Annotated in this window: 12 protein-coding genes; 3 read left to right on the top strand and 9 right to left on the bottom strand. The window is 42.5% G+C overall.

Going from position 1 to position 16,062, the window contains the following annotated elements; all coding sequences use genetic code 11:
• Positions 1-16: 16 nt before the first annotated feature.
• The gene (locus J0654_RS09850; protein WP_207028434.1) at positions 17-595 is read right to left on the bottom strand and encodes a TetR/AcrR family transcriptional regulator; all 579 of its coding nucleotides are present in this window, start codon (positions 593-595) and stop codon (positions 17-19) included.
• 243 nt (positions 596-838) lie between these two features.
• Between J0654_RS09850 and J0654_RS09845 the strand changes: the two genes are divergently transcribed.
• Positions 839-3,619 carry a M16 family metallopeptidase gene (locus tag J0654_RS09845; protein ID WP_207028432.1) on the top strand — a complete coding sequence of 927 codons (2,781 nt, stop codon included), beginning with the start codon at positions 839-841 and terminating at the stop codon, positions 3,617-3,619.
• Between the two features lie 35 nt (positions 3,620-3,654).
• Here the strand turns inward: J0654_RS09845 and dinB are convergent, their stop codons facing one another.
• Positions 3,655-4,755: a DNA polymerase IV gene (gene dinB, locus J0654_RS09840; RefSeq protein ID WP_207028430.1), complete on the bottom strand. Its 1,101-nt coding sequence runs from the start codon at positions 4,753-4,755 to the stop codon at positions 3,655-3,657.
• A 27-nt stretch (positions 4,756-4,782) separates the two neighbouring features.
• On the opposite strand from dinB, the gene J0654_RS09835 reads away from it, so the two are divergent.
• Both J0654_RS09835 and J0654_RS09830 read left to right on the top strand, forming a co-directional pair.
• Positions 4,783-5,256 (top strand): CYTH domain-containing protein, encoded by a 474-nt coding sequence (locus J0654_RS09835; protein WP_207028422.1) that lies wholly within the window; start codon positions 4,783-4,785, stop codon positions 5,254-5,256.
• Positions 5,250-5,924 carry a lysoplasmalogenase gene (locus tag J0654_RS09830; RefSeq protein ID WP_207028420.1) on the top strand — a complete coding sequence of 225 codons (675 nt, stop codon included), beginning with the start codon at positions 5,250-5,252 and terminating at the stop codon, positions 5,922-5,924. Before J0654_RS09835 ends, J0654_RS09830 begins: the two co-directional genes overlap by 7 nt.
• A gap of 5 nt (positions 5,925-5,929) precedes the next feature.
• Here the strand turns inward: J0654_RS09830 and J0654_RS09825 are convergent, their stop codons facing one another.
• The 7 genes from J0654_RS09825 to J0654_RS09795 all read right to left on the bottom strand — a co-directional run bounded on the left by J0654_RS09825 (position 5,930) and on the right by J0654_RS09795 (position 16,059).
• On the bottom strand, positions 5,930-7,225 hold the full coding sequence (locus J0654_RS09825) for a Zn-dependent hydrolase (protein ID WP_207028418.1): 1,296 nt from the start codon (positions 7,223-7,225) through the stop codon (positions 5,930-5,932).
• A 54-nt stretch (positions 7,226-7,279) separates the two neighbouring features.
• On the bottom strand, positions 7,280-8,419 hold the full coding sequence (locus J0654_RS09820) for an AEC family transporter (RefSeq protein ID WP_207028416.1): 1,140 nt from the start codon (positions 8,417-8,419) through the stop codon (positions 7,280-7,282).
• Complete coding sequence (locus J0654_RS09815; protein WP_207028414.1) at positions 8,419-9,618, bottom strand: pyridoxal phosphate-dependent aminotransferase; 1,200 nt, start codon at positions 9,616-9,618, stop codon at positions 8,419-8,421. The genes J0654_RS09820 and J0654_RS09815 overlap by 1 nt, the downstream gene beginning before the upstream one ends.
• A 137-nt stretch (positions 9,619-9,755) precedes the next feature.
• Positions 9,756-10,364, bottom strand: a complete 609-nt coding sequence (locus J0654_RS09810; protein ID WP_207028412.1) for a TetR/AcrR family transcriptional regulator — start codon at positions 10,362-10,364, stop codon at positions 9,756-9,758.
• Positions 10,365-10,368: 4 nt separating this feature from the next.
• Positions 10,369-11,769 carry an efflux transporter outer membrane subunit gene (locus J0654_RS09805; protein ID WP_207029585.1) on the bottom strand — a complete coding sequence of 467 codons (1,401 nt, stop codon included), beginning with the start codon at positions 11,767-11,769 and terminating at the stop codon, positions 10,369-10,371.
• 31 nt (positions 11,770-11,800) lie between these two features.
• Complete coding sequence (locus J0654_RS09800) at positions 11,801-14,947, bottom strand: efflux RND transporter permease subunit (protein ID WP_207028410.1); 3,147 nt, start codon at positions 14,945-14,947, stop codon at positions 11,801-11,803.
• Positions 14,948-14,979: 32 nt separating this feature from the next.
• Complete coding sequence (locus tag J0654_RS09795; RefSeq protein ID WP_207028408.1) at positions 14,980-16,059, bottom strand: efflux RND transporter periplasmic adaptor subunit; 1,080 nt, start codon at positions 16,057-16,059, stop codon at positions 14,980-14,982.
• Positions 16,060-16,062: the final 3 nt, after the last annotated feature.

The following is a 16,062-nucleotide window of genomic DNA, read 5'->3' as shown; positions in this document are numbered from 1 at the left end:
AATATGGGCACCTTTTTTATTTCAGTTCCATATCGGACAATAAAGAAGGGACAATGCTTCTTGCCATAAAAATGGGCCAATCGTTTTTAAACAGATGACTTTCGGTAACGGCACTTTCGTACAAAAGGTATAATCCGCCCGAAATTTTTTCCGTTTCCGCTTTGGATAAATTGGAAATATTGTCTCCGACAATCTCGCCTAAATATAAGAGCAGTTCTTTTTTCTGTTGCTGGATTACGCTAAGAATGGTTGTTTGTTCAGGAGACAGTTCCCCCAAGGTTTTAAGTCCCCAACAACCTTGAAAATTTTCCTCGAGGTACATATCCCTTAATAGATCAAAAATTGCCATCAGCTGATTCCTTCCTTCCTGTCTTTGGTCAACGTAGGTTTTAAGTCTATTCATAAAGGCTTTGTGCCGCTGATTCAGATAGGCCACACAAATATCCTCTTTGGATTTAAAATGGCTATACAGCGTAGCTTTTGCGATATCACATTTTTTTATGATTTCGTTGACCCCTGTTGAATTATATCCTTGGGAATAGAAAAGACCTCCCGCTGAGGATATAATGTGCTCGTGCAATTCATCTCGTTGCATAAAATGAGTAAGAATATAGTTAATGGTGGTCGATGGTAGTACAAAGTAATAAAGAAATATTGGGTCGAGCAATTAAACCAGGCCCAAGGTGATTCTAAAATGACCTTTTATCGCATAATTGGGGTTTTCCGATTGGGTAGGACATCCTTTTTTTAAGCTAACTGTTTAAAGTAGCGTTTGTTGCAAACAATTTGCTATCTTGTAATATTCAATTTTATCAATCAAATTATAAACACTACCAAAATGAAAAAGTTACTTCTGGCCTCCATCGTGGGCCTTTTGTCCTGTTCCATGGGTTTTGGACAAGGATTTCAGTTTAAAGCGGATGACATTGACATCGATTACAAAAAATACACCCTTAAAAATGGGCTTACACTTCTGGTCCACGAAGATCATAAAGCGCCCATAGCCGCTGTGAATGTTTGGTACCACGTGGGATCTAAAAATGAAAAACCAGGGAAAAGTGGATTTGCCCACCTTTTTGAGCATTTGATGTTCAACGGAAGCGAAAATTACAACACTGATTATTTTCAAGCATTGGAAAGTATTGGGGGAACCGACCTTAACGGAACCACGAACACGGATCGGACCAATTACTTTCAGAACGTGCCCGTTTCTGCCTTGGACCAAGTACTGTTTTTGGAGTCCGACCGGATGGGGCATTTGTTGGGTGCCATTGACCAAGAAAAGTTGGACGAGCAACGAGGGGTTGTTCAAAATGAAAAAAGACAAGGGGAAAACCAACCTTACGGCATGCAATGGGATTATTTGACCAAGGCCATGTATCCCAAAGGACATCCGTATTCTTGGACGGTTATCGGCGAAATGGAAGATTTGAACGCCGCCTCCTTGGAAGATGTGCAAGATTGGTTCAAATCATACTACGGTGCTGCCAATGCCGTGGTTGCCGTAGCAGGGGATATAGATGCCGAAGAAGTGCATCAAAAAGTGATCAAATATTTTGGGGACATACCTCCGGGCCCAACAGTGGAACGCCAAGAGGTCAATATTCCCAATAAGATTTATGATTCCCGTCAAGAGTACCAGGACCGTGTTCCCGAGACAAGGGTTTTATTTGCATGGAATACACCGCCATTTGGTTTTAAGGAAGACCTTCATTTTGACTTGATCTCAGCCATACTGACAAGTGGAAAAAATTCAAGATTGTACCAAAAATTTATTTATCAAGATCAATCGGCCAGTGCTGCGGTCTCTTTTCAAGCATCTAGCGAAATTGCAAGTCGATTTATTACATACTTGAATGTTAAAGAGGGAGAAGACCCGGCAAAACTGGAAAGGGAACTTGAGGAGGAAATTGAGAAGTTTATCAAAGAAGGACCTACAGAGGATGAATTAAAAAGGGTAAAGGCAAATTACTTTGCCAATTTTATTAAAGGTTTGGAGAGAATCGGTGGATTTGGTGGAGTCTCGGATATTCTTGCCTCTAACCAAACGTATCACGGAGATGCATCATACTACAAAACTAAATTGGAATTTGTGGAAGAAGCAACAGCCGAAGATCTTCGGAAGACCGCCGAAAAATGGCTTACGAAAGGAAAGCATATTTTGATCTGCCAACCATTTCCGGAATATGATGTTGTTGAATCTTCTGTGGACAGAAGCAAATTACCGGAATTGGGAGCGCCAAAAAGCTCAAAATTCCCGGAATTGCAGCGTATGCAACTATCCAATGGTCTTAACGTTGTGTTGGCACAGCGTAAAGGAGTGCCCACTGTAATCATCAATTTGGTGGCCGATGCAGGATACAAAACCGATTATCTGTCCAGTCCTGGAACGGCGAATTTGGCGATGAACTTGATGGATGAGGGAACAAAGGACAAAACATCCTTGGAAATAAACGAGCAACTTCAGTTGTTGGGAGCATCCTTGAATACTTTTTCCAGTCAGGATGAATCCAATGTGTATATGAGTACCTTAAAACCAAGTTTGGATGCCAGTCTGGACCTGTTCATGGACGTGTTGCTCAACCCGGTATTCCCCGAAAAAGAATTTGAACGCTTACAAAAGGAACAGATCAACAATATAAAACAGGAAAAGTCCCAACCCATCACCATGGCCTTGAGGGTTATGAACAAATACCTATACGGGGAAGACCACCCTTACAGCAGTCCTTACACCGGCACTGGCTATGAGGATACGGTTTCAAAGTTGACCAGGGAAGACGTGGTCGAGTTTTACAATACTTGGTTCAAGCCCAACAATTCCACCTTGATTGTTACTGGAGATGTGGAGATGAGCGAGTTGAAATCCAAGTTGGAAAAAACATTGGGTAAATGGAAAAGAGGAGATGTGCCCACCATAGCATTTAACGAACCCCAGACCAATTCTCAGAATACGCTGTATTTAATGAACCGACCAGAATCCCAACAATCAGTTATTTTGGCCGGACATTTGACCGAGAAGTATGGGGATGTTAACGAAATAGCTTTGGAGCAAATGGTCAATATTCTTGGGGGTGATTTTACTTCCCGAATCAATATGAACTTAAGGGAAGATAAACACTGGTCCTACGGAGCAGGAGGGTTTGTACTGGGTTCCAAGGAAGAACGCCCATTTATTGTTTATGCGCCTGTGCAAACTGACAAAACAGCAGAATCCGTGACGGAAATCAGAAAGGAAATATCGGAATTCACTTCCACAAGGCCTGCAACCAGTGAAGAGCTGGAGAAAGTAAAGACCAATCAGGTACTGAAACTTCCTGGCCAATGGGAAACCAACAGTTCGGTAAACAGTTCGGTAAGGAATTTAATCCGGTACGACCTGCCGGACGATTACTATCAAAAATACGATCAGAACGTACGGAACCTTTCTGTGGATGATATCAGAAAAGTGAGCAACGAAGTGGTACAGCCAGAAAAGGTAAACTGGTTTATGGTAGGAGATCGAGCCGAGATCATCAACAAGTTGGATGAACTTGGTTTTGACAACATCATAGAAATCGATGCCGATGGCAATCCCAAGAAGCCAGCAGTAAAATCCATGGAAACGGATATCAAGAATTAAATAATAATGTGCCTCCCGAAAGGGAGGCTTTTTCTTTAAAAGTCAAACTTGAGCTGAACCAGCACGGACTCCTTTTTAGGCGCTTCTTTTTCCTTTTCTGTATTAAGGTTGGCCAACGAAATACCCAATAACCTTACCGAGTTTTCCAAAGAGGATTGGTACAAAAGTTCTTTAGCCGTTTCCAAAATCAAATCTTTACTGGCTATAAAATAGGGAATGGTCTTGCTTCTGGTCTGTAATGTAAAGTCACTGTACTTTATCTTCAAAGTCACAGTTTTTCCCGCAATTTTGGATTTTTGAAGTCTTCTTTCCAGTTCGTTGGCAATGTTTTCCAATTTTTCCAGCATAAAGATCTCACTGCTCAGGTTCTCGGAAAATGTACGCTCTGAACCAACGGATTTGGGAATTCGATCAGGTTTTACGCTGCTCAAATGTATTCCTCGTACCACATTGTAATAATGGCTCCCACTCTTTCCAAAATGCTGGTTGAGGAACTCCAAAGACTTTTCTTTTAGATTTTTACCCGTAAAAATCCCCAAACGGTACATCTTTTCGGCGGTGACCTTGCCCACACCATAAAACTTTCGAATGTCCAAGTTTTCCAAAAACTCAATGACTTCCTCTGGGTTTACGGTTTTCTGTCCATTGGGCTTGTTGTAATCACTGGCGACCTTGGCTATAAACTTGTTTATGGATATTCCAGCAGATGCGGTCAAACCTGTTTTATCAAAAATTTTTTGACGGATTTCTTTTGCGATCAGCGTTGCAGAAGGATTTCCTTTTTTGTTTTCCGTCACATCCAAATAGGCCTCGTCCAAGGAAAGGGGTTCCACTAGGTCGGTGTATTCAAAAAAAATACTCCGAATCTGCATAGAGACTTCCTTGTAACGGTCAAAGCGGGGTTTTACAAATATGAGATCGGGACAATTTCTTCGCGCAATGGCACCTGCCATGGCGCTTCGCACCCCAAATTTTCGTGCCTCGTAGCTTGCGGCGGAGACTACACCACGTTTAGAACCTCCCCCGACTGCAATCGGTTTTCCCTTGAGTTCTGGATTATCATGCTGTTCCACGGAGGCATAAAAGGCATCCATATCCACATGAATAATTTTTCTTAGGGGAAAATCAAAGTCCATTTTCAAATTTAGGGTATATTTAGTTTGATGGAACATTTGGAAATAGAACGAAAGTTTTTGGTCAAGTCGGATGGGTATAAACAAAAAGCTACATCCCAAACACGGATCGTACAGGGATTCTTGAACACTGACCCGGACAGAACCGTGAGGGTAAGAATAAAAGGTGACAAAGGTTTTTTAACGGTTAAAGGAGCCAGCAACGAATCGGGTACCACGCGATTTGAATGGGAGACCGAAATCAGTTCCTCCGAAGCAACGAATTTGATCGATCTATGTGAGGCAGGAATTTTGGAGAAAATGCGATTTGAAGTGCCTTTTGGAAATCATTTATTCGAAGTGGATGAGTTTTTGGGCGAAAACAAAGGGCTTGTTCTTGCAGAAATAGAGCTCAAACACGAAGAAGAGCGTTTTGAGAAACCAGAATGGCTAGGCGAGGAAGTTACAGGCCAAGTACAATATTATAATTCGCAGTTAAGCTTAAAACCGTTTAATAAATGGTAGATAAAATAGTTAAAACAAAATGGACGATCAATATATTGATATTGGTGTCCGCATGTTTGGCCATCTACTTTGGGATGTATAATGAAGGGAACCTTTTTAAGATATTCAAGCCATTGACCACGATTTTGGTGATCACTTTGTTGTTCTTTACTCCAAAAAAGAGCAATGTTCAATTAGGAAGGATGGTCACCATTGCCTTGGTCTTCTGTTTGCTCGGCGATATCCTATTGCTTTTTAAGGACTACTTTTTACTGGGACTTGTGGCGTTTTTAGTGGCCCATGTACTATTTACCGTATCATTTGTCCTTTATAAAGGATTTTACAAGAACTGGATTTCCTTTCTGCTTCTCTTTGGTATAGCCGGTGCATTGTTTATATGGCTAAGGCCCGGGTTGGGAGATTTGCTGCTACCCGTTTTCATTTATGTGTTGGTCATCACGTTTATGGCATGGCAAGGAGTGGGTCTGTACTTTAGAGAAATGAACAATGCGCATGCTTGGATGGCAATGGGTGTATTGTTCTTTATGTTTTCAGATACCTTGTTGGCGATTGCTAAATTTAAGACTCCGTTTTACCTATCGGGTGCATTGATTTTGGCCACATATTGGATGAGTATCTCGTTTATTGCCAATGCAACGAGAGGTATAATCTTATCTGGTGACCAATAAAAATATCAATCCAGTTTTTTATCGAGCGCCAATACCGTTTTCAATAGCACATTGGCACCATTGGCCATATCTTCTGCGGATGTAAATTCTTTGGGCGAGTGACTGATTCCTTCTTTGCTCGGGACAAAAATCATCCCCACCGGGGCAAATCTTGATATATCCTGTGTATCATGGCCTGCACCACTTGGCATATATTGATAGCTTAGCCCTAAGGATTTAGCGGAAGATTCTATTTCTTTTTGGATACTGGTATCCGTTAAGGCTGGTTCCGCAGTGGTGTCCAATGGCAAGAATTCTACCGACACGTTGGAGGCTTCGGCTATCTCCTCTGTTTTTTGTTTAATAGCATGATATACTTTTTGAATCACTTCTGAAGAGAGGTCACGGATTTCCAGACTGGCGGTTACCTTTCCTGGTATTACGTTGGGTGCTCCTGGCTCTGCCTTGATTCGCCCTACGGTGCCTACCTGGGTTCCTTCGAAACTATTGGTAATCTCGTTTACTGCTACGATATATTTGGCAGCGGCCAATAGTGCATCTTGTCTGGCGTCCATTGGAGTGGTTCCTGCATGGTTGGCAAATCCCGTGAATACAACATCCCACCAATTAAGGCCAACAATGCCTTCTACAATGCCGATGTCCAGGTTTTCTTTTTCAAGTTTGCCACCCTGTTCAATATGAAGTTCCAAGAACGCGGCTAAGCTGCCTTTTTCTCGTTTGGCTTCTTTGAGCTTTGTAGTATCTCCACCAATTCTCATGATCCCTTCACCCATGGAGTAACCAGTGGAATTGACCACACCAAGTGCCGATCTGCCTAAATTTCCTGCCATGGCCCTACTTCCCATAACACCACCTTCTTCGTTCGGGAAAACAATAACTTCCAAGGGGTGATTCGTTTTTATGTTGTTCTCGTTCAGGGTTTCAATAACTTCCAAAGCAGCCATGGAACCTACGCAGCCATCATAATTTCCGCCATTGGGAACGCGGTCAATATGGGAGCCAAAAGCAATAGGTTTTTTGGTGGCATCGGTTCCCTTTCTGGTTCCGATAATGTTTCCTGCGGCATCGACCTTTACTTCCATGCCAAAACCCTTAAGTGTTTTGATGACCCAGTTTCGAGCGTCGATATCTGCATCGCTAAAAGCGACCCGCTCTGTTTCTCCGTTCTCTTGTAGGCCGAATTCGGCAAGGTCAAATATCCTGTCTTCAAGACGGGATTGATTTACCTGAAGGTTGGCTTGTTGGGCCGATAGGCTTCCAATAAAAAATATGAAAAGAACGATGTTGAGCGATTGTTTCATGATTACCTAGTTTCCTTAAAAATAGGGATTTTGAACTAACTTTTCTTACGAATGCTAGGCAGCTTTTTCCGCAGCAGCAGAATTTATTTCATGAGGGGTCAATTTTTGCTCCGACCACTTTTTTTTGCTGACCCCACTGATCAAAGGAATAGCAAACCCAACTGCCAAGAGCACAACTGCTATCAAGAAAATATGTAACGGATTTACAAAGAAAGAACCGCTATTGAGTGTTGCTAATATCAACATGGTGGACAATGGGAACGAAAGAGCCAGTATAGCCACGCCAAAATCACTGCTAAATGTTCTCTTCTTGGATTTTTTGTCCATTTCCATACTATCTACCGCTGCTATATGAGCGTACGGCCAAAAACTACATGCACTTAGGCCAAAGGCCATCGTGAGCAATATTTCATTTCGGGCCTCGACACCTGCAACGGTAACAAAAATGCCTGAAATCAGTAATACCAACGCTGCACGGGTACACAGCAAAGAAAAAATCTGGAAGAACTGTTTCCTTTTGATTTTTACGGCCAATCCTATAAATAAGAGCACCAAAGGCGTCATGATCAAACTTAGTTTCTCCAAGGTTTCGCTCATAAAAAATGGAAGCGAATCCATGCTAAGACCTAGGGCCAACAACACCAAAGCTGCGCCAATAAATACATTTACAGGCTCAGAAACCATGGCCTTGATCAAGGGCTTTAACTTGGTTCCACCATTTTTCTTTTCGTTGGATTGTAGGCTATAATGCCAGTTCATGGCCACTAAGTATAAAAAGAAGAGCACAAAAACTTTGTTTCCTAAATCCGACATAGCAGCTTTGGCCAGAAAGTCTTCCCCTAAAAATTCCAATATAAATGGAAATGAAGACAGACCGGGTGCCAATGAAGGCACCAACAATTTGGCCGTTCTATACTCCGAGGTTCCTTTGCCAATACCCATAAGGGGCAATATAAAGGGCATGGCAAAAAACAATAATAGGTTAAGCCCAAGGGCCAAAAAGGGCAATATCAACAGGTGCAATTCCACCTTTATGCCGAGCAGCGCAATAAATATGGTTGCTGGCAATGCTAGGTTTAGAATCACCTTTTTTATTCCAGTAATCTCCTCCTTGGACTTAAACTTTACTTTGAGTAAAATTCCAATGAAGATGAAAAAAAGAAATACAATGGTTTTTTGAATACCTACATCCACTATACCAACACTTTATTGAGTGCGGCGGTAAATGTTTTCATTTCGTCCATGGTTCCCATACTGACACGGCACCAGTTTTGGTCCATAAACTGGAAAGCACGAACCCCCACCTTTAACTCAGTCATTTGCTCTAAAAATGCTCTACCCTCCATTTCGATAGGGAATATGATAAAACTTGTTGAAGAGGGCACATAAGACGTTATACCCATTTTCTCTAGGCTGTTATACACGTATTCCCTGCACTCGGCATTTAGGTTACGTGATTTTTCAATGAAAGCATCATCATCCATAGCAGCTATAGCAGCGTAAACCGATGGCAAGGTAATTCCCATACCGCCACGTGTAATTTTTTGTAGTCTTCCCAAAGTCTCTTCGAGGGCAACAATATAACCGACACGAAGTCCGGCCATACCGTGAATTTTGGAGAAGGTTCTCGCAATGATTACATCTTTGCCTTCATTTACCAAGGAAACCATACTCTTTTTGGCTCCTTCGTCCAAGAACCATAAATAGGCTTCGTCTACAAATACCGGAACTTTTTCTGAAACTCTGGAGCAGAAGTCGACCAATTCTTCGTGATCGGTCATAGAGCCCGTTGGGTTGTTGGGGTTACATATATAAACCAATTTGGTTTCATCATCAATGGCTTCTTCCATAGCTTTAAGGTCGTGCGACCAATCATCTTTCAATGGAACAGGTTTCCAAGTTGCACCAACGGATTCGGCCACTTGTATAAGTGACATATAAGCTGGGTCTGCGGAAACCACATTGCCACCGTTCATAAAGAAGACCATGGCCGTTTTTTCCAATAAATCGGAAGAACCGGGTCCCATCATTACGTTTTTACTCTCAACGCCTTCAAAATCTGCAATTTTATCTACCAGTTGAAACAACTCTTTCCATGCATATCTGTTTCCTCCAGCAGCTGAATTTTTGAAAGCCTCTAAGGCCATAGGTGAAGGACCGTATGGGTTTTCGTTGGCATTCAATTTTGCTGCCAATTCTGGAAGTGCGTCTTCAGGTTTTGGCAAGTATTCCTTAAAGAACGGACTGTAAACTGCATTTCCTTGGGAATCCAAGGTTAATGGAGCCTTTGGTTTTTCGGCTAATCCGATATAAGGCAGTGCCATTGCACCACCTGCGGTGAGCATACTTTTTCTGATCCAATCACGTCTGTTGATGTTAGTTTTAGTTCCCATTGGTTTATTAGTTTTTAGAAGAAATTAAAACTACGTGATCATTTTGCTAAAAACAACACTAAAAACGTAAAAATCAGGTGTTTATAAAAGAATTTATTAAAATTGAAGGGGTTTCTTTAGAAAATTGTTAGTTGGGACTACCATTTAAGGGGGCTTTTTTTAAGATATTCCAAAGTGAGAATGCCCCTTAGGTTATTGATAATGATATGGTCTAGCAGTTCGTGAATACTGTATTCTCGGAATAAATTGGCCTTTGAATACACGGTTTCTTCCATTCTGGCCAAAAAAAGTGAACAAACCAGCTCCACTTTTACATTTTTTCTTACTTGTCCCAAGCCTTGTGCTTTTTTTAATAGTGGACATACAATATCCCAAACAATGTCATTTTTTAGCTGGGAATAAACTTTATAGGCGTTGGGGTAATATTTGTTGAGTCCATGAAGAAAGGAGGGGTTGATCTCCTGAAAAGTGATCAACCCCTGCTTGTAAATATATATTATTGTGGTAAGCGGCTGCTCTTCATTGTGATTGATGAGCATGTAATCGTCAATATTGCTTTTAATCTTACCAAGATAATGGGTCAAACTTTCCTTGACCAATTCTTCTTTGCTACTAAAATGCTTGTAGAGTGTTTTTTTGGAAATACCGAGGTTTTTCGCCAATTCGTCCATAGAGAACCGCTTGCTTCCAAATTTGGTGAAGTTTTCTATGGCATAGGCCAATATATCGTTTTTATCCTCTGCCATTTTTTTACTTCCAGCCTCCGCCCAATGCTCTATACAATTCTATAATGGCACTCAGTTGCGCGTATTGGGAATCTACATAGTTCAGTTCGGAATTCAGTGCATTCTGTCGAGCGGTCAGCACTTCCAAATAGTTCGCCAAGCCATTGTTCAGTAATTCTTCTGAATATTCCTCTGCTGTGGCATATGCTTTAAGTTCTTTGGAACGGGCCTCCAACTTCTGGGTTTCGGCATCATAGGTGTAAAGCGCATCACTTACTTCCCTGCCGGCGGTGAGCAAGGCTTGCTTGTAGTTTAACAAAGCTTGTTGTTGCTGGGCTTTGGCCACTTCCATTTGTGTACGAAGCTGTCTTCCGTTAAAAATGGGTTGTGTCAAGGATCCCACTAAATTGGAAAAGAGTGAGCTTGCGTCCAACCAATTCTCCAGTTCCAAACTTTGAAAGCCTCCTGCTGCCGACAACCTCAATGAAGGGTACAAACTGCTTTTGGCGACGTTGGTTAATTCAAAAGCATTGATAAGACCATATTCTGCTTGCATCACATCTGGCCGGTTCGCCAACAACAAATAAGGAACACCTGTGCGCAATTCAGTGTCAATGGCCTGATTGTCCAAACTTCCTCGTTGAATTTTTTGTGGTGCTTCACCCAATAGAATACTAAAAGCATTTTCCAACAGCTTAATGTTGTTCTCAAGGTCGATTACGATAATTTCCGTGGTATGCACTTGGGCTTCTGTTTGTTTTACGGCGACTTCGGTAACCTGGCCAGCGTCTTTTAGTGCTATGGTGGTCTCCAAACTATGTTTTCTGGATTCCAAGGTTTGTTTGGATACCTCTAACTGTTTGTCCAAAGCCAACAATTGATAGTAGGTAGAGGCAATGTTGGCGATCAAGTTGGTTTTTACCGCTTGATGTGCCGAAACACTCTGCAAATATGAAGCACTAAAGGCGCGCTTATTACTTCTGATCTTGCCCCAAACATCTGCTTCCCACGATAGGCTTCCGGACAATTCATATTGTTCCAGGGCACTGGTAAAAAAGCTACCAAACTGACTGTTTCGAGAGTTTTTGGTCCTTGTGAAACTGGCCGTGCCCGAAAGAGTCGGGTAGTAACTGGCCTTACCTTGTTTTACATATGCTTCGGCGGCCACAACATTTTGTAGCGCAATCCGGATGTCTATGTTGTTCTCCAGACCTTGCTCAATGTAGGACTTTAGTTGTTCGTCGTTGAATAGGTCCCTCCAAGATACATCGGCCATGGATACGCTGTCTTGCGGCAAATTGTCGGTCCGGTATAGATTTTCTGTCTCTACTTCCGGTCTTGAGTAGTTTTTGGCCACAAAACAAGATTGCAACAACAGTGGCGCTGTAAGTACCAAGAGCAGTTTATATGTGGATTTTATTTTCATGGATGATATACGTTGTTCGATCAAAGGATAATTAGGCATTGTCAATATGTTGAAGTTTTTCGGGCTTACCGGAAATGCGTTCCTGCAATGCCTGGAACACCACAAAAAGCACGGGAATAATAAATACACCCAAGATGGTTCCCACTAGCATTCCGCCCACCGCACTCACGCCGATGGAACGGTTTCCGATGGCACCTATCCCAGAAGAAAGCGCCAATGGCAACAGACCAAATATGAATGCAAAGGATGTCATTAAAATGGGACGGAGCCTCGCACGAGCACCATCCGCAGCTGCATCAAACAACGATAAGCCTGCTCGTCTACGTTGTAATGCAAACTCCACAATCAAAATGGCATTTTTGGCCAACAGACCAATCAACATGATCAAGGCAATCTGGAAGTAAATGTTGTTCTGCAAACCAGCTACATTGATAAAAAGAATAGCTCCTGCGATACCAAAGGGTAAAGACAACAATATGGAAAGAGGAAGAATATAACTTTCATATTGTGCACTCAACAGGAAGTAAACGAATACCAAGCTCAAAATAAAAATGAGTATGGTCTGCGAACCTGCGTTGCTTTCTTCCCTTGTCAACCCGGAATAATCGTAGGTATAGGAGTTCGGCAATACCTGCGCGGCCACTTCCTCAATCGCCGTAATGGCATCTCCCGTACTGTAGCCTGGATTTGGCACTCCTGTTATTTTTACGGAACTCAACAGGTTGAATCGTTGTACCAATTCTGGCCCGTATATTTTCTTAAGGTCCACAAACTGGCTCACCGCAACAGATTCCCCATTGGTGTTCCTGACAAAAATGTGGTTCAAAGAGTTTTCATTGGCGCGGTCTTCAGGTTTAGCCTGAATCATTACACGGTATTGCTTACCAAACTTATTGAAGTCGGTCGCATAAATACCTCCGTAATAACCTTGGAGCGCATTAAAAATATCGGTCGCTGTCAGCCCGGCCATTTTCACTTTTTCCATATCGATGTCCAAGTTGTACTGAGGGAAACCTGGATCGAACTGGGAAATGGCGTATTGGACTTCGGGCCTAGCATTTAAGGCTCCCAAAAACTGATTCTTCACATCGTTGATACTGTTCCAATCTTCACCAGTTTTGCTCTGAAGCTGTACCTCAAAACCAGAACTCGTACCAAACCCTTGTATACTCGGTGGGGTAAAGTAGATGATTTCCGCATCATTGAAACCTGCCGTTATTCCGTACAATCGTTGCATGGTGGCGTCCACTGATAAGGAATCTGTATCCCTCTCGCTCCAGTCCTTCAATTTCATAATAGAGAATGCGTAGGACCCTGCACTTACACGGCTCAATAAACTAAACCCCGCTACGCTCATTCTTGCATCGATGATATCCATGGACTCATAGATGGAATCCAATTTCATAATGGTTTCCTCGGTTTTTTCAATGGTAGTGCCCGGGGGCATGCTTACATTTACAAAGATCATCCCGCGATCCTCATCTGGCACAAAACCGGATGGCGTGGAACGGAACAAGAAAATGGCCAATGCACTAAAGCCCAATAGCAGGGCAAGTGTAATCCATTTACGCTTCACCAAAGTGCCAATGGAATTCGTGTATTTATTGGTGATTGCCGTAAAACCAGTATTAAATGCCCTAAAGAAACGCGCTAATACATTTGACTTTTTGCCTTTTTCATGGTCATGTGGTTTTAAGAACAATGCCGCTAACGCGGGACTCAAGGTTAAAGCGTTTACTGCCGAGATCAAAATGGCTACGGCCAAGGTAATACCAAACTGTTGGTAGAATACTCCCGAGGAACCTTGAATAAAGGAAACGGGAATAAATACGGCTGACATCACCAAGGTAATGGAGATAATGGCTCCCGAAATTTCGCTCATTGCATTTTTGGTGGCGGTTTTTGCCGAATCGGCTCCATCCTCCAGTTTGGCATGAACAGCTTCGACCACCACTATGGCATCATCTACCACAATACCAATGGCCAAGATCATGGCGAAAAGTGTTAACATATTGATGGAGTAGCCGAACAATTGTAGGAAGAAAAAAGTACCTACAATGGCCACGGGTACTGCAATAGCCGGAATTAAAGTGGACCTGAAATCCTGAAGGAAAAGGAATACCACAATAAATACCAGGATAAATGCCTCAATCAAGGTTTGCACCACATGATCTATGGAAGCATCCAGGAAATCTTTGGAGTTGAACGGAATTACATAATCCAATCCTGTTGGGAAATCTGCTTTTGATTCCTCCAAAATGGTCTCAATCTCGTCGATGATATCCCTTGCATTGGAACCAGAGGTTTGGAAAACACCCACAGCAACACCGGGGTTTCCCATACCAGAGTTCTTCCTAACATAGCTCAGTGCTCCGAGTTCGATTTCAGCTACATCTTTTAGGCGGAGAAAACCACCATCATCCGTAGTCCTAAGAATAATGTTCTCGTATTCCTTTACTTCGGACAAACGCCCTTTGTATTTCATGACATATTCAAAAATGCCATCAGCGTTCTCCCCTATTTTACCTGTGGCAGCTTCCCTGTTCTGTTCCCGTAGAGCTGCCTGAATATCCGCAGGGACTAAGTCATAGGCCGCCATTTTATCGGGAGAGATCCAGATACGCATGGAATAATCCTTGGAGCCGAATACATTTACGTTACCAACCCCTTTGATTCGTTGTAATTGGGGAACCAGGTTGATTTTAGCATAGTTTTCCACAAAGGTGGCATCATAATCCTCATTTTCGGAGAAAATGGAGAAGTACAAAAGAGCACTGTTCTGTGCTTTCTGGGTGGTAACCCCGGTGTTTATAACTTCTTGTGGCAACAGGCTATTGGCCCTTGCCACCCGGTTCTGAACGTTTACCGCTGCAATATCGGGATCAACACCAAGTTCAAAGAACACACTGATGTTGGCCGTACCATCGTTACTGGCTGATGAGGTCATGTAGGTCATGCCCTCCACACCGTTAATTTGTTCTTCCAGCGGAATAACCACACTTTTTAGTACTGTTTCTGCATTGGCGCCGGTATAATTGGCGTTTACCTGTACCGTTGGTGGTGCAATTTCTGGATATTGTTCTACGGGCAATGTACTCAGCCCAAGAATACCCAAAATCACGATGATCACGGATATTACTGTGGAGAGTACAGGACGATCTATAAATTTTTGGAACATATATAAGTTGTTCTATGAATGATTGACGGCAATTATTGTTTTACTGGATTGATGGTCTGTCCATCCTTCAGTTTGGATACCCCTTCGGTAACAATGGTGCTCCCTTCCTGCAAACCTTCCTCTACAATGAATTCCTTATCAGTTTGGGCCACGATGCTCAAGGGAAGTGTTTTTACAGTGTTATCATCATTCAGCAAATACACCATTTTGGTGCCTTGCAGATCCACAGTTATAAATTGCGGGATTACAAAAACATCTTTGTAGGTGGATGGAACCTTAATGGTTCCCGTACTTCCCGAACTCAATAATAAATTGGGATTGTCAAAATCCGCCCTGAGGGTTACGCTTCCCGTTGTCGGGTTGATGATGTTGTTCACCATTGCGATTTTTCCTTTTTGCGGATAGGTTTCACCATTGATCATTACCAATTCCACTTCGGGTGCATTCTTTGCCGAAACCGCTGAGCCATCTTCGGTCATCTCACTTTTCATTTCCAAGAGTTCCTTTTCGGTCATTGAAAAATAGGCGCGGATACCACTTATATCTGAAACCACGGTTAATGGTTCGCCCATGGTACTGCTGACCAAAGCCCCAACTTTATATGGAATCTCACCAATGTATCCATTTACGGGGCTAACAATGTTGGAGTATCCAATATTTGCCTTAATACTACTGTAGTTGCTTTTGGCCTGTTCCAATTGGGCTTTGGCAGTTTCCAATTGTACTTCGCTGATAATGTTTTTTTCGACAAGCGGAACTAGTTTGTTCACTTCTACTTGGGCAACATTAACCGCAGCCTTGGCTGCTTGGGCATCTTGAGAAAGCGTCTGCGTTTCCAGTTTGAACAATAACTGCCCTTTCTTTACCTGTTGTCCTTCTTCCACATAAATGTTTTGAACAAAGCCCGAAACCTTGGGCCATATTTCCACATTCTGTTTCCCTTGAACATTAGTGGAATATGATTTGTATATAGTGATGTCCTCCTTTTGCAAAGTAGTTACTTTAAGCGAAGGTGTTTGGGAACCCGTTGCCGCTTGCTGCTGATTTTTGCCCCCACAGGAAAGGATCAAAAGTGCGCCTGTTGATATTAAGATTGATTTGATTGTTTTCATGTA

Source organism: Flagellimonas profundi (assembly GCF_017313275.1).
Taxonomy (GTDB): domain Bacteria; phylum Bacteroidota; class Bacteroidia; order Flavobacteriales; family Flavobacteriaceae; genus Flagellimonas; species Flagellimonas profundi.
This window is presented reverse-complemented; position numbering and strand designations above follow the sequence as displayed.